General features: G+C 55.8%; 20 protein-coding genes. 7 read left to right on the forward strand and 13 right to left on the reverse strand.

Annotated elements, in window-relative coordinates:
- Nucleotides 1-3 precede the first annotated feature (3 nt).
- The 5 genes from DVK01_RS12275 to DVK01_RS12295 form a co-directional block, all read right to left on the reverse strand.
- Entirely contained in the window at nt 4-2,178 is a 2,175-nt protein-coding gene (locus DVK01_RS12275; protein WP_101351667.1) for a carbohydrate-binding domain-containing protein, read from the reverse strand.
- Between the two features lie 292 nt (nt 2,179-2,470).
- Complete coding sequence (locus DVK01_RS12280; RefSeq protein WP_101351668.1) at nt 2,471-3,385, reverse strand: hypothetical protein; 915 nt, start codon at nt 3,383-3,385, stop codon at nt 2,471-2,473.
- Between the two features lie 169 nt (nt 3,386-3,554).
- A complete protein-coding gene (locus DVK01_RS12285) occupies nt 3,555-4,052 on the reverse strand; it encodes a hypothetical protein (RefSeq protein WP_101351669.1) in 498 nt (165 codons plus the stop codon).
- A gap of 58 nt (nt 4,053-4,110) precedes the next feature.
- Complete coding sequence (locus tag DVK01_RS12290) at nt 4,111-5,616, reverse strand: lipopolysaccharide biosynthesis protein (RefSeq protein WP_121536931.1); 1,506 nt, start codon at nt 5,614-5,616, stop codon at nt 4,111-4,113.
- A 225-nt stretch (nt 5,617-5,841) separates the two neighbouring features.
- Entirely contained in the window at nt 5,842-6,978 is a 1,137-nt protein-coding gene (locus DVK01_RS12295) for a Gfo/Idh/MocA family protein (protein ID WP_101351671.1), read from the reverse strand.
- 498 nt (nt 6,979-7,476) lie between these two features.
- On the opposite strand from DVK01_RS12295, the gene DVK01_RS22260 reads away from it, so the two are divergent.
- Nucleotides 7,477-7,650, forward strand: a complete 174-nt coding sequence (locus tag DVK01_RS22260; RefSeq protein WP_198560270.1) for a hypothetical protein — start codon at nt 7,477-7,479, stop codon at nt 7,648-7,650.
- Between the two features lie 95 nt (nt 7,651-7,745).
- Here the strand turns inward: DVK01_RS22260 and DVK01_RS12300 are convergent, their stop codons facing one another.
- The 6 genes from DVK01_RS12300 to DVK01_RS12330 all read right to left on the reverse strand — a co-directional run bounded on the left by DVK01_RS12300 (nt 7,746) and on the right by DVK01_RS12330 (nt 16,126).
- Entirely contained in the window at nt 7,746-8,552 is an 807-nt protein-coding gene (locus DVK01_RS12300) for a glycosyltransferase family 2 protein (protein ID WP_101351672.1), read from the reverse strand.
- Between the two features lie 623 nt (nt 8,553-9,175).
- Nucleotides 9,176-9,928, reverse strand: a complete 753-nt coding sequence (aglF, locus tag DVK01_RS12310) for a UTP--glucose-1-phosphate uridylyltransferase AglF (RefSeq protein ID WP_121536933.1) — start codon at nt 9,926-9,928, stop codon at nt 9,176-9,178.
- A gap of 103 nt (nt 9,929-10,031) precedes the next feature.
- Complete coding sequence (locus DVK01_RS12315) at nt 10,032-10,232, reverse strand: hypothetical protein (RefSeq protein WP_053968816.1); 201 nt, start codon at nt 10,230-10,232, stop codon at nt 10,032-10,034.
- Between the two features lie 1,354 nt (nt 10,233-11,586).
- Nucleotides 11,587-12,129, reverse strand: coding sequence for a hypothetical protein (locus DVK01_RS12320; protein ID WP_121536935.1), 543 nt, complete (start codon nt 12,127-12,129; stop codon nt 11,587-11,589).
- Between the two features lie 498 nt (nt 12,130-12,627).
- Nucleotides 12,628-12,891 (reverse strand): HalOD1 output domain-containing protein, encoded by a 264-nt coding sequence (locus DVK01_RS12325; protein ID WP_101351676.1) that lies wholly within the window; start codon nt 12,889-12,891, stop codon nt 12,628-12,630.
- A 70-nt stretch (nt 12,892-12,961) separates the two neighbouring features.
- Complete coding sequence (locus DVK01_RS12330) at nt 12,962-16,126, reverse strand: GAF domain-containing protein (RefSeq protein WP_101351677.1); 3,165 nt, start codon at nt 16,124-16,126, stop codon at nt 12,962-12,964.
- A 555-nt stretch (nt 16,127-16,681) separates the two neighbouring features.
- Between DVK01_RS12330 and rdfA the strand changes: the two genes are divergently transcribed.
- The 6 genes from rdfA (at nt 16,682) to DVK01_RS12360 (ending at nt 23,215) form a co-directional block, all read left to right on the forward strand.
- On the forward strand, nt 16,682-17,329 hold the full coding sequence (rdfA, locus tag DVK01_RS12335; RefSeq protein ID WP_101351678.1) for a rod-determining factor RdfA: 648 nt from the start codon (nt 16,682-16,684) through the stop codon (nt 17,327-17,329).
- On the forward strand, nt 17,326-19,116 hold the full coding sequence (locus DVK01_RS12340; protein ID WP_101351679.1) for an archaea-specific SMC-related protein: 1,791 nt from the start codon (nt 17,326-17,328) through the stop codon (nt 19,114-19,116). The genes rdfA and DVK01_RS12340 overlap by 4 nt, the downstream gene beginning before the upstream one ends.
- 154 nt (nt 19,117-19,270) lie before the next feature.
- Entirely contained in the window at nt 19,271-20,095 is an 825-nt protein-coding gene (locus DVK01_RS12345; RefSeq protein ID WP_101351680.1) for a hypothetical protein, read from the forward strand.
- A 471-nt stretch (nt 20,096-20,566) separates the two neighbouring features.
- Nucleotides 20,567-21,415 (forward strand): NAD(+) synthase, encoded by an 849-nt coding sequence (gene nadE, locus DVK01_RS12350; protein ID WP_198560271.1) that lies wholly within the window; start codon nt 20,567-20,569, stop codon nt 21,413-21,415.
- A gap of 145 nt (nt 21,416-21,560) precedes the next feature.
- On the forward strand, nt 21,561-21,758 hold the full coding sequence (locus DVK01_RS12355) for a 30S ribosomal protein S17 (RefSeq protein ID WP_101351682.1): 198 nt from the start codon (nt 21,561-21,563) through the stop codon (nt 21,756-21,758).
- A 119-nt stretch (nt 21,759-21,877) separates the two neighbouring features.
- A complete protein-coding gene (locus DVK01_RS12360) occupies nt 21,878-23,215 on the forward strand; it encodes a 5'-deoxyadenosine deaminase (RefSeq protein ID WP_121536937.1) in 1,338 nt (445 codons plus the stop codon).
- A gap of 20 nt (nt 23,216-23,235) precedes the next feature.
- On the opposite strand, the gene DVK01_RS12365 is transcribed toward DVK01_RS12360, so the two are convergent.
- Nucleotides 23,236-23,616 carry a Rid family detoxifying hydrolase gene (locus DVK01_RS12365; RefSeq protein WP_101351684.1) on the reverse strand — a complete coding sequence of 127 codons (381 nt, stop codon included), beginning with the start codon at nt 23,614-23,616 and terminating at the stop codon, nt 23,236-23,238.
- Between the two features lie 32 nt (nt 23,617-23,648).
- Nucleotides 23,649-24,266, reverse strand: a complete 618-nt coding sequence (locus DVK01_RS12370) for a nucleotidyltransferase family protein (protein ID WP_121536939.1) — start codon at nt 24,264-24,266, stop codon at nt 23,649-23,651.
- Nucleotide 24,267: the final 1 nt, after the last annotated feature.

Below are 24,267 nucleotides of genomic sequence, written 5' to 3' on the forward strand. Positions count from 1 at the left end.
GTCTTATTGGGTACCCCCGTACCCACCCATCCCGTAGCCTTCGCTGCCGAAGTCGTCGGTCGCGGTCTCGGTCTCCGTCGGTGTCGGCGTCGCCGTTTCCGTCTCTGTCGGCGTGGCCGTTTCAGTCGGTGTGGCCGTCTCGGTCTCCGTCGGCGTCGCGGTCTCGGTCTCCGTTTCGGTCGCCTCCCGGAACTCGAACCAGTTGAAGTCGATACCGGACCCGACCGCCTTGACCTGGATGACGTGTTCGCCACCGGAATCGACCGTCACGTCCGGCAGCGTCGCCGTCTCCCAGGCGGTCCAGTCGCCCGTGTTCGGGACGGCCACCGTGCCAACCCGTTCGCCGTCGAGCGACACCCGCAGTTGCCTGTCGTCGCGGGTCGTCGCCACGCGGACGTCGACGTCGTAGGTTCCGGCCGGCACCTCCACGGTGTATTCGAGCCACTCGCCGTCCTCGAAGTAGCCGACGTTGTACTCGCCGGAGACGTCCTGTGTCTGCCGGATGTCCACGTCGGAGTCGCGGTAGTCGAGGTCGTACTCGCTCCCGGCGGTGGTGTCGTGGTACGCCACGCCCTCGCCGCCGAGGTCGTAGTTCTGGGCCTGCACTCGGCCCGGCAGAACCGGGACGCCGTCGTACGGCTGGTTGCCGGCGACGACGAACTCGGCCCAGTTGAAGTCGATGCCGGAGCCGACGGCCTCGACCCGGAGGACCTGCTGTCCGTCGGCGTCGATGGTCACGTCCTCCAGGGTCGCGGTCGTCCACGCCGTCCAGTCGCCCGTGTTGGGGACGTCGACTGTACCGAGCGTCCGCTCGCCGAGCGTGAACCGGAGCTGTCTGTCGTCCCGGGTCGTCGCCACGCGGACCCTGATGTCGTACTGGCCCGGCGAGACGTCGGCGGAGTATTCGAGCCACTCGCCGTCCTCGAAGTAGCCGACGTTGTACTCCCCGGTGCTGTCCTGGGTCTCCCGGATGTCGACGTCGGTGTCGCGGTACCCGGTGTCGTACTCGTTGCCGGCCGTCGTATCGGAGTAGGCGACGCCCTCCCCACCAGTGTCGTAGTTCTGGGCCTGGATACGGCCGGGAATCGTCGCGGCCGTCCCGTTGTACGGGTCTTGTACGTCGACTTTCTCGAATTCGACCCAGTTGAACTCCACGCCGGAATCCAGCGCCTCGACCCGCAGCGTCGATTGCTGTTCGGCCGTTATCTCGACGTCCTCGACCGTGACGGTCTCCCACGAGGTCCAGTCGCCCGTGTTGGGCACGGTGACGGTCGCGAGGGTCCGGTCGCCGAGGGACAGTTCGAGTTGGCCGTCCGAGAGCGCCGACGCCACTCGCAGGCTGATGTCGTACGTCCCCGGCGAGACGTCGGTCGTGTATTCGAGCCACTCCCCGGCCTGGAAGTAGCCGACGTTGTACGTCCCGGACTCGTCCCCGGTCGGTCGGATGTCCACGTCGGTGTCCCGGCTGGCGGACCCGTAGATGTTCCCGGCGGACGTGTCGTGATACGCCTCGCCTTCGCCGCCGATGTCGAAGTTCTGGGCCTGGATACGGCCCGGAATCGACCGGACCGTCCCCTCGTACGGGGACTGGGACTGCGTCGTGGTGCCGGTCGAGAGGGCCAGCGAGTAATCGCCACCGCCCCGACCGACGTCCATGACTTGCAGATAATGTGTCGCGCTGGTAGAGAGTGATTCCGGGAGATACACCGGGGCCGCCGAACTCGCGTACGCCTGTGACACCAGTTCACCGTCGGGGTTGAACACCCCGAGGGCCGCGGGCCCCGTGTCGGGGCCGGGCGTGAACGTGACAGTCACGTCCTCGGTGTCGGGCCGAAACGCGAAGAGATCGGACGAGCCCGGAGACAGCGTCGTCGAGAGCCGAGAACCCACGTCGAGGCTGCTGACCGACTTCGCCACGCTGGCGTCCCCGGCCACCTCCGAAACGTCGACCGCGGCGAGCTGGGACGTCACTGCGGGCTCGCCGCCGTAGCCGAACTGTGCCGCCGAACTGCCCGTGGTAGGACCACCTTTACCGGTACATCCCGCCAGGGCCGCGGTGGCAACACCTGCTAATTTCAGGCACGTGCGGCGGTCTACGACGGTCGCGTCTGTCGGAATCCTGTCCTCCCGCGACACCTCCTCACTGTCGTGCGAGCGATTCTGTTCTTCGTTGGTCACACTCCGGTAATCCCTATTTACTATTTTATTCGTTGTTGCGGGTTAGGTGGCTTTTGAAGTACTTGCCACCCATGCAATCTATCTTGCATATCATTATTAAAAGAAAATTACAAACGAAAATGACAGTAAAACTATCGAACGCCAGCCGATATTGCCGAGCAGGACCAGAAGTAAGAAGGTATTAACAGCAAGATGCGGCAGAGTGTAACGCTGGCGACCTCAGTTCCCGACTCGCTTACCGGGCCTCAGTCGCGTGGTTCCGGTCCGGCGACGACGCGACCTGGGTCTCGAGTCAGTTCACGTAGCCGAGATGCCCGAGTCGCTCGCGGGCGGTCTCTTCGTCCTGTTCGGACGTGTCGGAACCGGCGAGATTCTCAGAAGTGATTTCTGGGCGATCGCCGCGCTCGTATGTCAGCCACGGGACCGTGACCAGCCCGTCGGCGTACACCCCACCCGGGTGTCCATACTCCCTTATCGGCACCGGAAAACTCCGCTCACCGATGACCTGCCCGTGGTCCGCGGTGACGACCGTCTTCCCCGAAAACTCGTCGAAGAGCCGCTCGACCTCGGGCAACACCACGTCGAGGTTCTCCCTGAACGCACGCTCGACGACCTCGTCGGAGACGTCTATTTCCCCGCTGAGGAGCTTGTGCCACTCGAAATTAAGCCTGTCTAGGTCGAAATTTTCCTGTCCAGTCGGCCCGAGGAACGGGTAGTGTGGCTGGAGGTAGTGGACCAGCAGTCGCTTGTTGGGGTACCGCTCTTTCGCCTGTATCGCGGCTTCGGTCATCGTTTCTGGGAGGACCGTCCGGTACTCCTCGTCCCAGCCGTCCTCCCTCCACACGTCGACGATGTCGTGAAACCGCGTCTCTACCCTGTCTCGATGCCTGTGCAACATCGGGCTTCCCGTTACGTACACCGTATCGAGGAACTTGCGCCCGTGAAAGTTCGCTTTGAGGAATTCCTTTGTGTCGGAGGCCCTCGATTCTACTGACTCCAGTGTCCCGGGAAGCGAGCTCTGCTGCTTGAACATGTCGTAGCGACACGCATCCAGAATGAGGAGGTGGTCCCAGTCCCTAGCAAAGACGTCGATGCCGTCGCGGTTGTACGGCCACGTCCGGAGTCGGCGATAGTAGAGGCGGTTGACCTCCTGGAAAATCTTGTGTGGTTCATCGAGGCCATGTTTCAAAGACTCCAGCGTGTACATCCCTGACTGGTGGGACCGCTGTCGGACGTATTGTTATACCGTCTAAAACCGGCCCACTTTGCTACTGTAATCCCGGGCCCGCTCCCAATCCGAATGCGATAGGCCGCCCCCGACTCGTCCTCGCTGTGCAGTGTCCACGACCCGGGGGTGACGCCGAACGCTCCTGTGATTACCCGGTCGGGTCTTCGATGTCAACCCGGCACCGACGCTGTAGCGACTCTTCTTCCTTTGCCAGACACGACAACGAGATGATGGTGTCTCTGTTCAGGAGAGATGTTTGAAACGAAATGTGGTCGCCCACTGTAACTCCGTTGTACAGCGTTCTTGACGCCCGGTACTCTACCGATCCGGTCCGGCTGAACATGTTGATAGTACCGTCAGCGTGGTCGACTGTGACTTGGAATTGTACAGAGTCGTATGTTTCCCGCAGCGAAGTTGCGACCGCTGTCGAGATCTCCCCGGGTGATTGCCCAAGTTGGCCCTCGTGCTTTGACGAAACGGTTGTCTCGTCATTGTCAATGGAGGCGATTTCAGTCGTCTCCCCCTCTGCAATGCCGACGAACCGCTTTTGAACGATCTCACCTTGATTAACGAGCAACAGCTGATCTAACCAGCGCCCACCCTGTAAGAACGGGAGGACACCAGCAAGTACTGTTCGACGCTTCATCGCGCTTTACCTTTCCGTTCGCCGAGCCAATTGATCTGGATTACCTGTTTCATTTTGATCACGCCAACGTATCGAATATGGATTCGAGGTTCTGCTTGACTTCCCAATTGAAACTAAACATGAGAGCCAGAGCCAGGGCCACATAGACTCCGATACCGACCAGAACCATCAGAATAAACTCCAATACCGGCGCGTTGAGAGTCACTGTCTGATAGACGTAGGTCACCGCAGCTGCCATCCCGAGACTTGCTGCCAGTGGATACGAGACCTCCCTGAGCACTCGAACCGGAGACGCCTCAACTGTCCGGGAAATAAGATAGGTGTCTATCGGCATCATCGGGAAGATGTAGATGCCCGTAATGAGGGCCGCGGTCCCCTCGATTCCGTACATCATCGTGGCTGGATAGATGAATATCGCAATGAGAGTCACACGTACAGCGGAGAGTTTAGCAATATAGTCTGGCCGTCCGACCGCTTTCCAGACTGGCCCCATCGTCGCACCCATCGAACGCAGTAGCCCATAGATAGCTAGCAACTGCATTACGGGGACCATCGGCCGCCACTCTGGAGTGAAGAATGCTTCGACGAATGCGGGTGCGACCGCCGCGATACCCATAGCTGCTGGGAACGAGGCCAGAGTGGTCATCCTGAGCGTCTGGAGATATCCGGATCGGAGCTTATCGACATCGTTCTGGACCTTCGAATATGCCGAAAACGTCACACTGGAAATTGTCTGTGTGATTTCGGTCGCCGGTGCGTTCGAGAGCCGGTAGGCAAGCTGATAAAACCCTAGTGCACTCGCCATGAGCGCCCAGCCGACAAATGCATCATCCCCTCTACTGTACAGGAAATAGAGGATCGAGTTGGCTGTAACCCACTTCCCGAAACTGTACCGCTTTTTCGCAACACCGAGGTCAAACGACGGCCATGGCCGGTATCCGTCTGCGATATACGAGACGAGAAACCGGGCGGCATCGCCGGCGATGAATCCGATTGCCAGTGCATAGACGGTTGGATCATACAGAGCTATACCCACGGTGACGACGAAGTATGCCACCGCACCGCTGACTCTGTAGACGAACTCTTTGTGGAAATCTAGACTCTTCTGAAAATAGACGACAGCAGGGTTTTGTAACCCAACAATAAACGGCGAAAGGGCGATGACCCGAAATAGGTCGGTCGCCGCAGGTTGGTTAAATAACGAAGCTATAAACGGTGCCCCAAGGAACAGGATTACGCCAATTACCGTCCCTCTCGCTGTCTCAATTGTCCAAGCCGTGTTGAGTTCGTCGTCGACATTGTCCTCCTCGGCCTGTATCAGAGCAGACTTGATGCCCAACTCCGAGAATTTCTTGAGTGAGGATAGCGTCAACAGCGCGATTCCCATCAACCCGAATGCACGTGGGGACAACAGTGAAGCGACGATGACTAGCAACAGCAACTCTAACCCCCGTTCAGTGACGTTCATGACGCCGACCCAAACGCCACTTTTGACAGCCTGTTCCATGACATCGTCACTGGCAGGGAGCAGTCGCTTTATCAGCCGTTTTAGTTTATCTAGCATCGTCGTCCAAACTCCTCGTCACGTCTGTGTCGAGCCACTCTGCTAAACTGAAATGTGTTCTGCCGACGTAATACTCTATATTGCTGTGCCTGCATAGACTCTCCGTTGCTACACACTTTGGATACCCTCTGTTTGTTATGAACGGGATAACTGCGACACCGCTGAACTATCAGGGCGTCTCCTGACGACCCCCTCTTGGTTGCAACTGGTCGAGTGTACTGGGGTTTACTGATTGTCAGCGGTGAGGACTTGTCCACTTTCAACCATCGACTCCAGCGGGTTATCGTCGATTTCCAGCGGGAAATCGACTCGCCCACACCGGCGAGCGGATTCCCAGCACCCGAATATCAGCTCTGTTGCCTGCAGTGCATTGTCTGCTGAAAGCTCGGGTTCACGGCCTGTGGCAAGTGCGTCGACGGTGTCCGCAATGGCACGGTCGATATAGGTTTCGGGTCTTGTGTTCTCTACAGTGACTCCCGGTATTCGAGCGCTGAGCTTCTGTTTTGCAGCGTCGAATATTGTTTCGTTGGGCCCATGCACATCCTCTCCATCAGTGTCGATTGTTGCCCAGCTTTTCCCGGTCCGGAGCCGTAGGGGAACCTCGCCGCCGATTTCTATTACTCCGTCTGTACCAAGCAGTCGCATATGACAGTCGACAATGCCACCGTCCCCTGTCGATGCAAGCCCGTTGACACCGTTTGTATACCGCCATTGCGCGATGGCCTGATTCTCGTTGTGGGCCCCGAACTGTACGTTTTCCTCGCTGTATTCGATCCCAGCCATCACCCACTTCGACATTGCTTGATCAGTGAAATACCCACAGAGGTCAAACAGGTGTGACCCGTAGTCGAACAGATTTTTTCCACCAAGTTCAATTCGCTCTAATGAGCCTATCTTTCCGTTTTCAAGCAGCGACTTGGCCTTCCGGAAGGGCTTCCCGAATCGCCGTTGATGATTGAACGTGAGTTGGATGCCGGCCCGCTTACAGGCCGACACCATTGTCTGACAGTCCTCCCATCTCGTTGCCATCGGCTTTTCGCAGTGGATCGCGTCCATTACCCCGCTATCAGCACACGTCATCACGACAGGTGCATGGATATGGGGCGGAACACAGACACTGACGATGTCGGGTTCGACAGCAGCGAGCATCTTTTCAGTATCTGTGTAGATGTTTCCGTCTGGGAGATTCCATCGTTCACCGAAGTTCTTGGCATTTTCCGGGACGACGTCGGCACATGCGGTAATTTCACACGAACCTAGCCGCCTGTACGCGCCTGCATGTCTGTATGCCATTGCGAACCCGTCGGTATCCGGGTCGTCCGGATCTGCGCCAGTCCCAATGACTGCGACAGTGTACGTCATCGGTTGAGAGTGGGACAGTAGCCCCAATAGTAGTAACCTCGTACTGCTAACTCTGGCAGTCTGCAACAACCGGCCGCTCTCTTAATACGACTGGGTCCATATCTGAAACTCTGTATCAGTACGCACCCATCTCATGGGGTTTTGGAACACGCACGGTGTGGTTATATGACTACTAACTCGGACTTGTCGGACTCCCAATCAGAACACTCATATCAGCAACTACGTAGATGTTCGGTCGTGACTTGATTCTCCCTTCTCGAGTACACATACGACGACAGCCACAAGTCGGCGTTTACTTTCTGTGCCCTCTATATACGTGGTAGCTAGGCCCATGTCCAAACCACATGGCGATCAACAGCAGGATATGCTACAGCATGACTGACAGTATGGCCTGTTTACTAAAACGCGCCCCGTCATTGGATTCCTGATAGCGATGGATCAAAATAGCCGCCGACATAGCGTAGCTACAGGAGCAAGAAGGACTATTCCACGGTACTGATGCCTTCAGATGATGAGACCAAGACCATGGAGTCGGAGCAGGCCACCCGGCGGACCGTTCTTGCCCTCGTCGCGACTGGTCTCTCGTTTATCGCTGCAGTGCTTGTGAAGCGAGAGCTATTCTATCGTGGATACGGTGAGGATGGATATGGTGAACATGGCTTCGGCGAGTGACTAACACAGAATCTCCTCCGACTTTGTCCACGGATAGAATCGCTGCAGTAGCTGTCAGGTTGCCCCAATCCAGCACTGACGGAATCAGTCTAAGATTATTCTGACGGGTCTGCGGACTGGGAAGGCCGATCAATCTCTGGTACCTCGCCCCTATCCGCTTCTTGCTGGGGGTGACTAAGGAACCCTCGAAGACGCCCGGCTGTCTTCGCAACGGTACTCCCCGCCTCTACCACGGTAGCTGTTGGCGTTATTCTGATGTAATTCAGTGGGTCAAATGCTTCACAGGAAATGTTCTTTAGTTGATCAGCTCGCGAGATGTTACACTTTGACCAGTAGTATGGACTCTTCGTTTCGAGTTTATACTGCTTCCGCCAGTATTCGGTAATAGAAGACGCGTACGGATGATCGACAATGAGTTCGGGATCGTAGAGAATATCAAACTTGCTGCTGACTCGCCTGGCAAGTTCTTTTTCTTCGTGACCCCACCCCATCTGCTCGTCCCATCCACCGACGGTCCTGAATACGTCCCTGTGAACGCCCATGTTACACCCCCAGAAGTGTCTGACGTAGCACGCATCGTCTCCCCAATCGTAATGACCGGTGAAATGTCGGGCAAATACGTCATCTGCTGGGTGAACGGTTCGACCGGCGTAGGCCGCCTCTGTTTCGAGGACTTCGTTGGCTTTTCGAAGATATCCCGGTCGAACTCGTGAATCATCATCGAGAAACACGATTTTGTCGCTTGAGGCACGTCTGATCCCTTCATTCCGTGCTCTGGTTACTGGGCTCTCATCGCAGACGATAACCTCGAAGTCGTCGAATGCCTGTTGCTCGAGGCACTGAATTGCTTCAATCTCATCCCGCGGCTTCAGTGTCGCGATGACAACGCTGACCGATACCATGTAATCCTTCTATGAAGTTGATATCGCCTTCAATATATTAGTATAGCCTACCTGTCACTATTAGGCACAACATTCGTGAGTTTGGCCTACGCCGGCATGGTTGCAATAACTGCCTGTACCCACGATACAACCCCGTAAACAAACACCACAAACCCACTCATGGAAACCCAGCGCAGTCGCCTGTGATTCTTCGGCCTAGGGCCGTCTGGTTTACTGAGCTCAACTGCAAAGAGAAACCCCGCATAGCTGAGCAAGTAATACAATAACGGGTTCCACCGACCAATAAACATCATACCTCCCAGCGTCGTCGATAGCCAGACGACGAACACACCCACAAACTGTCGGACCCAGCTAGCGCACATAGCTACGCTAATATACCCCTCCTGTTTTGTTATACTACTGCTAGCGCGTGCTGTTGGCCGATAATCTGAACGGTGCTTCCAGTAGCAGTTCCCGTATGAATAGCTGTGGTGTACGATGTTCTAGCTTGGGCACTACTGAGAAGCCACAGAAATTGGATCATTGAATTTGGCGCCCGAAAACAATGAGTCGAATCACATATAATTCGCCATCGGCTCACCGGGACCAACACAACGGTGATTTGGGAGCGCTTTAGAGGCGGACTATTGTTGGATATTCCCGCCGCTAGTGGGCGGCGCGGCTGCTTCCTTTGAAAGACGCTGTTCTGCAGCATCTCTGTCTTCAGGATATCCAACGTCGATACGCCATCCGTTAAGACGAACGGCGTCGATGGTTCTTCCGCTGTCCATCAGTAAATCAATGGCATCGCTGAGTTCGTACTCGCCCCGATCAGAGGGCTGAACCAGGCGACATGCTTTGAATATTGCTGGAGAAAACGTGTAAAAGCCGGTCATGACCAGATTAGATGGAGGGTCGTCCGGCTTTTCTACCACATCGGTTATCTCACCGTATTTATTCGTCACGCAAACGCCATACCGAGACGCCTCGTTCTCCGGGACCTCTTCTACCAGAAATGCGCAGTCGACGCGTTGCTCTCGTTGTCGTTGCACGACTGTGTCGAGGTTTCCTCGAAACACATTGTCTCCCAGCATCAGCATAAAATCCTTCTCAATTTCCTGTTCGGCCTGTAATAAAGCGTGTGCTAGCCCAGCAGGCTCCTCCTGATGAACATACGTTATCGGGACACCATCGTACGAGTTCCCGTAGTAGTCGATAATCTGCTCTTGGCGATATCCGACGACGATAACAAACTCGTCCGCATCAAGTGAAACGAGTTCGTCAAGACAGTGTGTCAAAAGCGGCTCTCCGTTTACCTTGACTAACGCTTTTGGAAGGTTATCAGTCAGTGGCTGGAGTCGTGTTCCCCTCCCAGCTGCGAGGACTACTGCTTTCATCACTCACACGCTTTCCCAGGTGCCACATTGTAATGCTGCTACTAATCAGAGCTTATCACATGTAAGCAAACCGCACATCCTTTCGGTCACCAGCGCCGTTCAGCTATCGGCGTAGATCTCGAAGTGAGTCCGAATGAATAACAATGAACTCTTCTTCACCAAGTTGTGACTCGTGCTCTGGCAAAAATATCAACTGTGAATCTGTGGAAGATTTGACAACAGTGAGTTCTTCCATCTCGTAACCTAGGTCCGATTCCCAGTCCGGGTCTGTTGCTACGTCCTCCCACTCCTCTGAGGTCATCATTCAGTCGCTACTCCATTCAAATGTCCTGATATTGACAAACTCAAACACTTGTGTGTCAACCGCGAATCCTGACTCCGGTCCAGTAGTCCTGATCTCATATTAAGACGATATTTATACTCTCTCTCTACCGCGCTGACATCGAGCATATCTCGGAAAGGTGTAATTACTATATTAAAGATTGCGTCTCTATACACGGCATTCTTATGTAAATTACAACCCAGTTACTTACCAGCCTATCCTGCGACTTCGCACTCAACAAAACTCATAATCCCAGGAAGTAAGATCAAATTACTTCGCTATTCGCTAGGTTTGGACTGTGGATGACACTGTTCTGTGACGTATGTGGATACTGAACTTAGCCACAGGATCACTCAAACTTCTCTGTACATCCATACCAATAGTTCTGTATCTACGGGTCCTAATTGACAATCTCATGCGGGCTATTTTAACTGTAATCGTTACGCCTGAATCTCCAAACCAACAACGTCCTCTCAAATACTGTCAGTGGGTGCCTTCGTTGGCTTTGGCACTTAATCAATCTGAGCAGCTACTGTCGCTCTAGTACGTCGTGGTGGTAAGCTCAGCTATGCCAGAATAACACAACTATAACAATACATCCTTGCGTGTAAGAGTCTAACGGAGAGGGCAGCTACCCGACATCCACAACACCGGCCCAATCCTTACCACCCCCCTCAGGGACGCTCGTGCCCTGTATAGTCGCTGTCGACTCGGATCGCTCTCTCCACTTTGACAGTGAGCTGGAGCGGCTTCGTTCACACCGCCTTTCCGGCTCACTCCGGTCTTAGCTCCTTAGCTATGCCTACTGGCGTCAGACACTTTGCTATGGCTTCGCCGACCCCACGAAGAATTGTTGAGTCACTACCGTCCTCTTCAAATTAAAATCAAGTCATGAGAAAGTCACTGATATCTACCAGACCAGGCGCGGCTGACACCCGAAATCGTAACTGACGAACAGATATTATAGCCTTACTAATATATGTATGACCACTCCCCCAGCCAACGTCTGGACAAGCGCTCACAGTATCACAAAATTCAGACACTTATAACGAAATCCCGAAAGCCCGATGCAAATATGCTCTGGACATCGACAACTGACAACCGTCTAGAAGAAGCTGACTACCTCAAATATGAACTCAATTACTAAACTGTAACAGTTACAGGTAGCGGTGTATGCCGGAACATATCTCCGACAGCGAAATGGAACGGATCTCGGAATTCGCGAGCACTCCGATGTACAAACGGTCGCCTGATCAGTTACTGCCGGACAGTGCGGCCGACGACGAAGAATAACACACCCTTGGGGGGTGTCTTTTTGATCAGCCTACAGTTCCGTTCACGGCTCACCGATGTCGAAGGTTTTATTGTTTTTTCTTCGGCGCATGGAGACCGCGTGAGCAATAGAAAGCACGAGAAATGAACTGATGACGACTAGTCCGATGACTAACGGATTAACGGCACTGAGCAGAGGCACACCGACGATCGCTGCTATAACCAAAACGGCATTCAAGAAAGCTACAGCGCCATAGTACTGATACCACTTTGACTCGTCATCGCCATTGCTGATGAACGGTTCAACTTCCGGCGCATCCTCTCGAAGAGCTATCTCACCCGTATCGGCGTCATAAGTTATTAGCCCTGCCTCTTGCAGCTTCGGAGCATGGGTCTGATACAGCGAAACGTACACCCGCTTTCGGGCCTGCGAGGAGAGTTCTTCAACGGTTGTATCGTTTTCCCACGCGGCCAATTCCTCAGCTAAATCGGTCAGCTGTACTGGTTCCATCTGTTGGCGCAGATAATAAAGTGTGTATCGACGCCTAGAACTGCTGAGGATATCGAACATTTGGTCGCGCGAGAGCTCTTGTTCTTCTTCTGCCATCGGTGCACTCATGACCTCTCTTGCTGCATTGGTTTATGTTCAGGCCGCGAGAGCGACATATATACACGAAACCCGGGGTACCGTTTTGTTACACCCCCGTTACCCTCTAATTCCTCAGTAAGAAATAGCTACTTGTATGACGTACTAGAATTCTGTCCGTCACTGACTGGCCACAGTCAGCATATAATCTCTGTACCTGTGATGTGGACGTATTCGCTATACTACACGCCGCAATCACAAAAATTGAGTATAGATAACATGTAAGTATGAAGGCGAAAGCGCCGTACGGTAAGTTTGTGCTCGGTTGAGACACCCCTCTGATTCACACTACCAGACCCTGGATCTGCTTCTATTAATACATATATAAGTATTAGAACTGTACTATCAGATTCTACCGAGAGCAGACAGAAATTACGTAGTATCCTATTAATAATATATCGGGGATATACGACACTGGTTATGTACTCGCTGAAGGAACAGTAGGAAGTTGCCAGCCAGCTACGTGGGCGTGATCTCGATTGTCTCGCTGTCTCGGATCCGAACGGTGTACCCACTGTATGTGAAACTGATCTGTATATCGTCGTTGGACCGCCCTGTGACGAGCGCGTCGAGGGCATCCGGGTCGATCTGATTATATAACGGCGGGAGGCTCGTTTCTGTGACGGATTCTTTGGCTGCTATCGCGGTCACAATCGCTTCACTCGGTGATTCGTACTGGTTTGCCCAGAAGACAGTTTCTGTCTCGTTCCACTCCAGACTCATTATTCCTTGTATGGACGTGCTACCGTATCAGGATATACTCTATCAGACTAGCAAACTGAAATTACAGACGCTAACTATCTAGATGCTGGGTCGTTCCACCTTCGCTAAACAATTGTTCGAGTAGTTTCCGGACAGCGACCCGAAGATGATGGCTAAACGTTGGTTGTGATATATCGAGTGTATCGGCGATCTCCTGTCCGGTCTTGTCTCGGGGAGATTGATAGAACCCGCTATAGTAGGCTGCAAGCAGGACCTCGAACTGTCGGGTGGTTAGCTGTGCCGTCAGCTCCGAGTGGAATGACTCGCGGGTCTGGACACCACGTTCCCGCTTGTGACGGCTCACGAGCTCGATATCTGGACACGAACGCCGTAATTCGGCTATGAGCTGGCGAATATCGACAGTCTGTGGGACCTCAAGCTGTATCTCTAGCGTCTCACCGTCGGACCGGAGTAACTGCGGGGCCCCTCCCTGCTCGGCGACTGTCAGTGCAAGCTGTGTTCCCGATACTGCCGCCTCGAACAACCTCGTGTCTTCTGTATCAGTCAAACACTCTAATCGCTCAAGTCGGGGGAGGGTGTCCAAACACGCTTGTAAGTCATCGGGGGAAGCGTCAGTGCTGAAAAACACGATACAGCTGGTCTCTCCCTGTGGAACGATACCCTCGAATGTGACCTCTGCATCGGCGATGCCCGCGATCCGATGAATGATATCGTCGGACTCCGTTGCTTCCAACTGGAGTTCGACGGCCCGATCTGCGACGAGCCCTTGCTTCGTTTCAATACTATTAATGGCGTATCCGACGGTCTCACTCACCTCTTCGAGTACCGACTGTGTCGGCAGATCGAAAGTGTCCGGCGTTTTCGCGTATACGGTCAGGATGCCGTAGGAGAGTTGCTGATAGCTAAGTGGAATACTGACGACTGACTGGAACCCTCGTTCCAGTAGCCGTCGTTGCCACCCTTTGCCCCTGAGGCCGTCCGCGATGTTGTTGTTCAGCGTCTGTTCGTTAGTCCGGGCTGTCTGGACTGCTGGTGGAGGCGGCGTCTCATTCGAGGGCGTGCGGGATTCTTGCAAAAAACCACGGTCGGTTCCTGCCCACGTCCGTGGTGTGACTCGATCGTTATCGGATTCGTATTCGCCGATCCAGGCAAACGAACAGATGTCTGACGCGACCAACTGATCACACACCGCTTGCTCTATTTCGGAGCGACTGTCTGCCCTGAGCACTCGCTCGTGAATTTTCTGGCTTAGCTCCGTCAACCGATTCATCTGCTCAAGCTGAACCGTCTGTTGCTCAAGATCGCGCTGCCTGTCCTCGAGTTCCGTCTCGTAGGTTAGCCTATCGAACGCCGTTCGAATCGTCGCCCCGAGGAGCTCTGTAATCCGGTGCGTCTGGGTATCGAACACGCCGCCGGTGGTGTCACCTGCCCGAATGACGCCGTGGTCCCCCAGCGGGACGAACACGGCTTTCCCGTCAGCTATGGCCTGTTCATTCGCATCACCGGTCGACTCCTCGTCACGTACTATCGTTTCTTCGGCGAAAAAGGCCGAACTCACAGGGCTATCGTCGTCCGCCGGAATCGCTCTGTGCCCTTCGGTATCCGTGGCCGCAAGCGGGCGGAAAGCGTTCGTATCGCTGTCGAACGTATACAGCACAACCTCGGGGAGCCCGATGATATCGCGCGCCCGGGAGACGACGATCTTCGCGGCTTCCTCTTCCGATGTCACACCCAAGAGGTCCGTTGCCGTTTCGTACAACTGCGTAAAGCCCATCTCCGCCCGCTGTGTCTGTAGTTCGTTTCCGACCCACTTGCTCAGCAGGTCTACGAGTGTCACGTCCCAGTCTGAGAACCCAGTTCCGCTGCCCCCAGATCCGTAGAAACAGAGCGTCCCGTAGATACTCTCGCCAACAGTGAGTGGCGTCCCGAGGTACCGATTGACTTCGCCGTCCCATATGTGGTCTCGACCACTGCCGCCACATTCGGCATTGACATCTGTCATCACGACCGTCTCTTCTCTCGTAATAACCTTCGCACAGGGCGTTTCTGACAACGGAATGGTCCCTCCCGAAAAGATCGTTTCGTCAGGTGTCTGAAGTACTTCGAAACCGTATTCCATCCCATTGATCTGCGACAGCGTCGCATACTCGGTTCCCAGTACGCTGCGGCCCACTTGCATGAGTTCAGCTATCTGTTCTCGTAGCGCCCCTTCTCGCGTGGTGAACACTTCGGTAATCGTCCGCAGGACCTCTTCGCGCATTTCGAGCTCGGCACGCGTGGCTGTTGAATGGAGCCCGTCAGCGACGATTTCCGCAAGCTCTGACAGCACGGTCTGCTCCGCCTCGTCAAAAGCGTATGGTGTGTCCGCGTATATCGAAATGACACTCGGCACTGATCCCGTGTACTGGATCGGGAGGACGATCATCGATCGGAAACCGTACTCCGATGCGAGCTCGCGCCAGGGCTGGCCCGACGATTCGACCCGGATGTCGGACATCACCTGATGTTCGCCGGTTTCGATAGCGTGGCCGAACGGCCCGTCGTCGAACGCCGAGCGGCCGTATTTAGAGAGCATTGCTTCGACGTATTCGAAGGCGTCCCCACCGCCCGCAGTGGGGACGATATCACCCGATTCGTCCTTCTCGCCAATCCAGGCGAACTGGTAGGCGTCCGAACTGGTAAGAATCTCACAGACGGCTTCTTTGATTTCCTCTGCTGTAGAGGCCCGTAGTACCTGCCGATTAATCTCCCGGAACAGTGAGTTAATCCGTGATAGCCGCGCAGTTTCTCGGCGGAACCGGTATGACTCGACCGCGTTCTCGATTCTGTTCGTGAGCACTGCGTATTGCTCCGGACCGCCACCTTTGACGAAGTAATCAGTGACGCCAGCGGAAACCGCTTCGCTGGCGAGTTTCTCGCTCCCTTGGCCTGTCAACAGAATAAACGGGAGGTCTCCGTTAGACTGTCGCACCGTCTCTACGAACTCAATCCCGTCAGTCTCGGGCATCTCGTAGTCACTGACGATGCAGTCGATCGACTCGGAATCGAAGTAGCTGAGTGCATCCTCGACACTTGCGGCCTCGATGACATCGATACGGTCGTTTTCGTGTTCCAGCAGCTCCGCTGTCGTCCGCCGGAACTCCCCGTAGTCATCGACTAACAGTACCTTGATTCTCGAAGCGACCGTCCCACTGTCCGCTGATGCCGGCCCGGTTTCACCGGCCAACTTCCGCATACTACATCAATTACGAGACAGAGGGTATAAACGTTTGACTTGGTTACAACGCCGCCATGATTCTACGTCTGCTAGCAGCTGTCTCTCTTGGAAAAGTCGGCTCCTGACAAGCAAGTGAACAGTTCTTATCGTTTAGAATGTGTATGGATACGACAACTTTCGCACCAGTGGCTCTAGTTGACCTCTCCTCTCAGACCGGTCTCTGTCTGGAAATCTTGGAAGACTCAAAGTACCCTTTCATTATCCATTTCCGGTGAGTGGTGGTCTGTCTTCAATACAGCCTTTCTGCGGAAGGTGACTGAAAAACGAATACGGTGTCGCGTATTGCGGACGTGTACTAGTGCCGCTAACACATCAGGTAAAACTCATTACCGAATACATAACACATATATTACATCGATGGTGGCTGGCAGACAAACTCCGTCTTTATTTTTGTAGCTCAGTGTCAAAATCACACACTAAGGGTGTATCTTTTTATATGGAGCGTCGACGCACAGCAGACTGTGGCTACGCGCCGTCAAAAACTATTACTGAGCAGGCCGGAACAACTGGACAATGGCTGCTGACTCCGGTTGCAAAGTAGACGCGGTCATCGACAAGTACGCGTTGGCGTCGGCAGACCCCGTCTATGACTCCCTCGACGATGGGCTGCTCGCACGCTGGACTGGTGCTGATGACCGAACCGAAATGGGGTATCGGTCGTTGACAGCGTGGTTCAACAAACGACTTCTTAAACAAGTCTACACTGAACACGGGCGTGACGCCCTCGATACCCGCATAGACAGTGACTACGAGACATTACGGGGCAAAGACGATCTGCAACGAGACGAACTGATAGAGCGACTCCAGGCGACTGGCATTCCGGGTGCATCGATCCGCAATGACATGGTTTCGTGGGGGACGATGCGGACGCATCTCAACGAGTGCCTCGACGGGGAAAAAGAGCCCCGGGAGGCAACAAAGAACTGGGAGCGCGAAAGTGTGGCAACGGCCAAAACTGTCGCCGAACAGAAGGCCGAAACAGCATTGTCTTCGCTCGCGAAGAAGGGCGATATCGACGGCGGTGACACCGCGGAGATAGAGGCTCAGATACAACTCGGATGCCCGGATTGTCCGACCCGTGTTCCGTTTGCTGTCGCACTTGAGCGTGGGTACGTCTGCAAGCAACACCGGAGCGCGAACCTGTCAGCACACAACTCATGAGCTGGACCATCGAAATCGAACGAATCGCGGGGATACTCGACGGATCGGCGACGATAGAACCGGGACTGAATGTTGTCCGTGGCTCAAACTGGCAGGGGAAATCGAGCTTCATCGAATCTATCAAGACGGCCCTTGGCACTTCTACTGAACTGACTGAAGGGGCGGATGACGGTGCGGTGCATCTCGAAACGCCAACCGGTGCCTACGATGTGACGCTCAGCCGTGAGAACGGTACCGTGGTCCGACGGGGTGAACCGTATCTCAGTGACGAGTACGACGTGATCCGCGCTGAACTGTTTGCGTGCCTGGACGAACGAAACGAGGTCCGCCGTGCCGTCCGAGCAGGAGAGAACTTGGAGGACGTGCTGTTGCAGCCGCTCGACTTCCAGAATATCGACTCACAGATCGAGACGTTACAGCGGGAGCGCGAACAGATTGAAACGGAACTCACGCAGGCTCGCGAAGCGAAAAAGCGGATTCCAAGCGTTCAGGAGAAAGTGACACGACTGGAAGACGAAATCGAAGACCTGCGGGCCAGACGCGAGACAATCGACGACGAGGCGGGAAGCGACGACAGCTCTGAGTCCGTGCGCCGACAGCTCAGTCAAGCACGGACTGAACAGAATCAGGCCAAGAACCGCGTCGAACGACTGGAGCAAAGTATCGAGCGGACGGAACAGCGTCTCTCTGACCGCAAAGACGCCCTCGACGCCCTCGAAATCCCGGAGTACGATGATATTGAAGACAGGCTCTCGGAGGCGCGGGAACGGCTCTCGGAGGTGGAGCGCGACGCTGAGGTGCTCCAGTCTGTGTACTCGGCCACCGAGATGGTACTCAGCGAAGACCGGCTCGACTTGCTGGCCGAGGTGGAGCGGGATATCGCCGGGGACACCGTCGCCTGTTGGACCTGCGGCAGTGAGACCACACGAGCAGATTTGTCTGACCAACTGGACACAATCGGAAGCGAACTCACAGCGCTTCGCGCACAGAAGGAGACCTACCGAGATACTGTCGAGGAACTGGAAACACAGCGCGAGGAAATTAGTCAGGCTCGCCGGCGAAAGGCCGATTTAGAAGAAGATATCGCTGAGTTGAAAACGACGCTGGCCGACCGGAAACAGAGCCTCGATACAGCCAGAAACAGGCTTGAACAGGCTCAAGAGGACGTAGAGCGGCTTTCCGACCACGTTGATGCGGCTGTGGCGGAGCTTTCGGATGTCGAAAGTGAGATCAAGTACCGCGAGGCTGAGCTCGAAGACACTGCCGACGAACTGGCGCAGCTCGAAACGAGAGCGGCCCGCGTCGACACGCTCGAGACTGAGCTTGAATCGCTCCGGGACGACCTCGCGGAACTTCGAAACCGGAAAGACCGAATCAAGCGTGAGTCACGGGAAGCGTTCGACACCGCGATGCAGGACATCCTCTCCCGATTTGGGACGGGGTTCGAAACGGCTCGCCTCACCGCTGACTTCGATATCGTGGTCGCTCGCGACGGCCAGGAAGCGAGCTTAGATGCCCTCAGCGAGGGGGAACTCGAACTGATCGGCTTTGTAGCAGCGCTGGCCGGCCGCCAGTCGTTCGACGTTAGCGACACTGTCCCGCTCATGCTCGTTGACGGGCTGGGTGGTCTCGATGACGACAATCTGCACACCCTCATCGAGTACTTGCGGCAGGGCACCGAGTATCTAGTATTCACTGCGTACCCGGAATACACTGCGTTCGACGGACGCGAGATCGACCCGACACAGTGGTCTGTTGCGAACGAGAAAGCGGCGTCGGCTGACTGAGTTCTCTCGCCCTTGAATCTCATTATCGACGCCCAGTCTCTTGCTCGGCTGCACCGCTGTTGTCTGAGAAACGACTGGACACTCCTAGGTGTAACTCAAGTTTTAGGACAATTATACAAAGGAACTATGAGTGTTTGGCATACTCTTCCGCCAAATGGCGAGCATACGGGTAAAAGACTGGACAAAAGAAAAGCTGAGAAAGATACGGAACGCGGAGTCGCATTCATCGTACGATTCGGTTATCAAAACAATACTGAAAGACCGCAAAATCGCGAAGTACGCGGACGAGGACTCCAACACTGCGATAGGCGAGTCCGCCCAGTCACAGGATGCGGACATCGACAAAGCGTTCGACGACCTGACTGTGCTGGCGGAACTGACTGGGAGTCACGACGATGTGTTGTTCCTGTGGTGTCCAAACTGCGGGAACGAACTCGTCCATCTCACAGCCGAGCGGCCGCTTGGTCTTTCTGTGTTTGAGATGGAGTGCCAGCGGTGTCTTACCCACCTTGACAGCCAAGCCATCGTAGCTATCGAGTTGCGGTATCCAATCGAACAAAAGATGATCGAGGGACAGCTCGGGGCGGATCTCAAATCCTGCGTGATGGACTACTGGGACCGGACACTGAAGACGGCAACTACTGAGACGGTCGAAACAGAGCCTTCCGCTGCCCGTCTTGTCTGGCAGTTCGACCAGTACCACAAGCAGTTCGACTGGGATTGTCCGACTGCTGTCCCGACCGTCAGCTTTGTTCCCGGCGTCACGTATCGCAACACTGTGACTGACGAGCGAATCGAAGCTGTCGAAGCTGTCACCGAGAACCGGAACGCGATGGACTCCTACAAAATCAGACGCTACACTGCGGACGGTGGTGTCATCTCGGACCAGCTTGACAGCAGTACGCTCGTCGACTGGATTGTCAACCGAGAGCTGGTTGTTACCGATAAGTCCATCGAAACGACCGAACTCACGACGTAGCGAACCGCGCGGTACCTGTCTTAGCTCATTGCCAGTGGATCTGGTCTATAGTAACACTGAAACGATTTACACACTTCGCACTGCCATCGTGCGATCAGGTGTGTATTGATTTCCAATGGCTACTATAGCTTTCAGAACTGGTCTGGCGGGAGCCGAGATGAGCGCCCTCTCCGAAAGGCCCCCTCTTCGCCCGATCCGGGATCTGCACTCTGTACAACACTCTGAGTACCGTGTAGCGCATCTCAACTCATATACCCGGACGGGTTCGACACTGAGTAGCATTCTCGGTATCCTAGTGGATATTCTCTCGTCGGATATAAGGAATATCGAGGCTTCCGAAGACACCCATGACGTTTGTCGACAACAGTTATACCGTACCAGTGACCTACGTCACAGTATGATTAGGCCGGTTGGATGCAGGCGTTTCGTTAGTCGCATCTCCGTGTGTCTGTCGGAGGCGGGAGCGTAGCAGTGAGTAAATCAACGCACCCTCGTACGCTCAAACTCCCGCGTGAGCAACACGGATTGGCGACGTCGACGGCAGCGACGAGACGGATACAGGGGATTCTCCCAGCGTTTCTGGAAAAGAAGCTCATCGACGCGGAGGCCAATGGACTTGTCGTGCCCCTTGACGGCAGTGTCGAATCGGCGGTTGCGGCGGCATTGGCCGTCGACGGCATCGGGGCCGAACACGTGACTGGACTCGTGATGCCGGTACAGTTAAGCGACGAAGGACCTGCCCGGACGGCTGAAACCGTCGCGTCGCTGCTTGACATCGACTGTCACCGAATCCATCTGCAGCCAGTGCTTACGGCGTTCCAACGAGCCGTCGGTGAGACCGGTGAGCCGACCGACGACCTCGTGGCGATGCAAAACGCCAGCGAGCGCGTCCGAATGGCGTGTAAGTACTACGTCGCAAACAGCAAAAATGAGCTGGTCGTCGGGACGGTCTCACGGACTGACCGGCTGCTGGGCTCCGTTGCGAAACACGGCGAGAACGGCGTGGATCTCTCACTGTTTGGCGATCTCTATCGGACTGAGATCGAGTCCCTGGCTGCTGCACTTGCGGTCCCATCGGACCTCCTCAACCAGTCCACACATCCGGTGAAAGACACTGGTGCAACCGATGCCGCGGAACTGGGCATAGACCAGCAAGCTCTCGATAGCATCCTCCACTTCGCGATTGATAGAGACTATTCCGCGTCGATGGTGGCCGACAAAGTCGGTGTTGGCGAATCTGTCGTCGAGCGTACGATTCAGTGGTGTGCCAGCACGCGCCACAAGCGACACACGCCGCCAAAGCCGTCGATGGATACCTGACACTTTCATCCGTCGGCCTGTGATGTATTGCGCCACCCCGGGGGCCGCAAATCTCCCGCAAGAGGGATGGCCAACAGTATGAGACACGCCGTGGTACGTCTGTGAGCAAAGCAGTTAACAGCTATACTCCGCGATTCTCACACCCATGCAGGCCGACCCCCAGGAGATAATCGACACCGGCGACAGGCTACTGTCTGAGTATCCCGAACTGTTTACTGAGCAGTACGAGACAAACACTCGACTCGTTCAGCGACTTGCCAGCGTGGATTCGTTTCGTACCCAGACCCGACTCACCAGATACATCACCCGTGAGAAACGGACACGAAACGGCCCGAAAACGTGAGACCACCGCGAACCACACGCGACACACGGAGTGCCACACGTCTGTGCCCGGCTTGTCTGCACTCGGTGGTCGCCCCTATATGAGGACCTTCTTTATACAGAGACCGTCTTGCAGAACGTATGCTACTCACTGGGACTGTCGTTGCAGATTCTGAGACTGTCCTGCAGGACGGGGCGGTCGTCGTCTCCGGGGACCGTATCGAGGCTGTTGGTTTACGGGCCGAACTCGAATCGCAGTACGCCGATCACGAACACCAGTCCTACGACGTGTTATTGCCGGGACTCGTCGGCGGCCATATCCACTCCGTACAGAGTCTCGGCCGCGGCATCGCCGACGACACGGAACTGCTCGACTGGCTGTTCGACTACATTCTGCCGATGGAAGCCTCCCTGACCGCTGCGGAGATGGAGGTCGCGGCGAAACTTGGCTATCTGGAAATGATCGAAAGCGGGACCACGACCTGTATCGACCACCTCTCGGTCGCACACGCGGACCGCGCTTTCGAAGCAGCGGGCGAGATCGGTATTCGTGGCGTGCTCGGTAAGGTGCTGATGGACCAGCGCTCACCGGACGGCCTGCTAGAGGAGACACAGGCCGCACTGGACGAATCCGAGCGACTCATTCAGCAGTATCACGGTGCCTACAACGACCGGATCCGGTACGCCGTCACCCCGCGTTTTGCCGTCTCCTGCAGTGAGGCCTGTCTCCGGGGCGTGCGCGAACTGGCGGATAAATACGACGGCGTCCGCATCCACACCCACGCCAGTGAGAATCAGAGCGAAATCGAGACGGTGAAAGAGGATACCGGGATGCGCAACATCCACTGGCTCGACGAGGTGGGACTCACCGGCGAGGATGTGGTCCTTGCGCACTGTGTCTGGACCGACGAGAGCGAGCGCGAAGTCCTCGCTGAGACGGGAACCCACGTCACACACTGCCCGTCATCAAACATGAAACTCGCCAGCGGCATCGCGCCCGTCTGGGACTATCGCGACCGCGGTATCAACGTCGCTATCGGCAACGACGGCCCGCCCTGTAACAACACGCTCGACGCATTCACCGAGATGCGACAGGCGAGTCTCCTCCAGAAAGTCGACCAGCTGGACCCGACGGTGACGCCGGCGGCAGAAATCTTCGAGATGGCGACGCGAAACGGCGCGAAAGCCGCTGGGTTCGAGGAACTCGGCGCGATTCGGGAGGGATGGCGCGCTGACATCGTCGGTCTCGATACTACGGACCTCACGCGCGCGACGCCGCTGCACGACGTGCTCTCCCACCTGGTGTTTGCGGCACACGGCGACGACGTTCGGTTCACGATGGTCGACGGGAACGTCCTCATGGAACACGGTGACGTAACGACTATCGACGCCGACGCCGTCCGCTCTCGGGCCTCGACGATGGGGCTGGAGATGGACCTCGAAGACGAGCGCAAGTCCGCACAGGAACAAAAGCCCTGAGTGGCCCTCGGCGGGTGCCCTTACTCGCTCGTTGCGATGGCTTCGATTTCGACGCCGACACCCTTTGGCAGGTTAGCGACCTCAACTGCGCTCCGGGCCGGCGGCGCGTCGTCGAAGAAGCCGGCATATGTGTCGTTCATCGCCTCGAAATCGTCGATATCGTCGAGATAGACGGTCACCTTCAACACATCGCTCATTGCAAGCCCCTCGGAAGCCAGCACCGCTTCGACGTTCGATAGCGCCTGTTCGGCCTGTGTCGCTATCGGTTCGTCGTCGAGCAGGTCGCCGTCGGGCGTCATCGGAATCTGGCCCGCGGTGAACACGAGCGAGCCGTTCGTCGTTGCCTGACTGTACGCGCCGACCGCATCGGGAGCATCGGTCGTGCTGAGTATCCGTTTCATCAATCTGGAGTTCCACCATCAGCATCTTAAATTCACAGGCCGTCGCGGCGGTCGGTGAACTCGGCACGGTCTGCAGCAGTGTCGATATCCCAGTGGATGCCAGGGTCTGCAACATCGATGAACGCTGTCTCCTCGTTGGCTTCGATGACGTCTCGGCCACCGCGGTCGCCGGAGACCGAGGCGAGGGCATCGAAGTGGCAGCCGTCGAAAAGCACCGGATTACCCCGCTGCCCATCGTATTTGGGAACGACAATGCTTGCCGAGCCTGTACGGTACGTTTCGATAAGTGTCTCGATGGTTTCGACGCGTACGAACGGCATATCGCCAAGCAGGAACAGGGCGGCGTCCCAGTCGGCCGAACGGGCGAACTCGACGCCGTGTCGAACTGATGCACTCTGGCCTGCCGCGTAATCGCTGTTGTGGCGGTGGGACAGCGAGAGTCCATTGAGCGCTTCAGCGACAGCCTCGTCCTCGTAGCCGAGGACGGCGACAACGTCCGTCAATGATGACTGGCTGGCGGTTTCGGCCACCTGTCGGACGACCGCCGTTCCGTCGATAGTCGCCAGCAATTTGTTACCCGGTCCATACCGTGCGCTCCGACCAGCGGCGAGGATAACACCGCCGACTCCGGAATGGTCCTGACAGTTCATG

Source organism: Haloarcula sp. Atlit-120R (genome assembly GCF_003665885.1).
Classification (GTDB): Archaea; Halobacteriota; Halobacteria; order Halobacteriales; family Haloarculaceae; genus Haloarcula; species Haloarcula taiwanensis.

Coding starts and splice junctions, on each gene's coding strand:
- DVK01_RS12355 (WP_101351682.1), top strand. CDS start 21,561: ATGCAGGCCGACCCCCAGGAGATAATCGACACCGGCGACAGGCTACTG.
- DVK01_RS12285 (WP_101351669.1), bottom strand. CDS start 4,052: ATGAAGCGTCGAACAGTACTTGCTGGTGTCCTCCCGTTCTTACAGGGT.
- DVK01_RS12290 (WP_121536931.1), bottom strand. CDS start 5,616: ATGCTAGATAAACTAAAACGGCTGATAAAGCGACTGCTCCCTGCCAGT.
- DVK01_RS12330 (WP_101351677.1), bottom strand. CDS start 16,126: ATGCGGAAGTTGGCCGGTGAAACCGGGCCGGCATCAGCGGACAGTGGG.
- DVK01_RS12345 (WP_101351680.1), top strand. CDS start 19,271: ATGGCGAGCATACGGGTAAAAGACTGGACAAAAGAAAAGCTGAGAAAG.
- aglF (WP_121536933.1), bottom strand. CDS start 9,928: ATGAAAGCAGTAGTCCTCGCAGCTGGGAGGGGAACACGACTCCAGCCA.
- DVK01_RS12300 (WP_101351672.1), bottom strand. CDS start 8,552: ATGGTATCGGTCAGCGTTGTCATCGCGACACTGAAGCCGCGGGATGAG.
- DVK01_RS12365 (WP_101351684.1), bottom strand. CDS start 23,616: ATGAAACGGATACTCAGCACGACCGATGCTCCCGATGCGGTCGGCGCG.
- DVK01_RS12295 (WP_101351671.1), bottom strand. CDS start 6,978: ATGACGTACACTGTCGCAGTCATTGGGACTGGCGCAGATCCGGACGAC.
- rdfA (WP_101351678.1), top strand. CDS start 16,682: ATGGCTGCTGACTCCGGTTGCAAAGTAGACGCGGTCATCGACAAGTAC.
- DVK01_RS12360 (WP_121536937.1), top strand. CDS start 21,878: ATGCTACTCACTGGGACTGTCGTTGCAGATTCTGAGACTGTCCTGCAG.
- DVK01_RS12315 (WP_053968816.1), bottom strand. CDS start 10,232: ATGATGACCTCAGAGGAGTGGGAGGACGTAGCAACAGACCCGGACTGG.
- DVK01_RS12325 (WP_101351676.1), bottom strand. CDS start 12,891: ATGAGTCTGGAGTGGAACGAGACAGAAACTGTCTTCTGGGCAAACCAG.
- DVK01_RS12320 (WP_121536935.1), bottom strand. CDS start 12,129: ATGGCAGAAGAAGAACAAGAGCTCTCGCGCGACCAAATGTTCGATATC.
- DVK01_RS12370 (WP_121536939.1), bottom strand. CDS start 24,266: ATGAACTGTCAGGACCATTCCGGAGTCGGCGGTGTTATCCTCGCCGCT.
- DVK01_RS12280 (WP_101351668.1), bottom strand. CDS start 3,385: ATGTACACGCTGGAGTCTTTGAAACATGGCCTCGATGAACCACACAAG.
- DVK01_RS12340 (WP_101351679.1), top strand. CDS start 17,326: ATGAGCTGGACCATCGAAATCGAACGAATCGCGGGGATACTCGACGGA.
- DVK01_RS22260 (WP_198560270.1), top strand. CDS start 7,477: ATGCCTTCAGATGATGAGACCAAGACCATGGAGTCGGAGCAGGCCACC.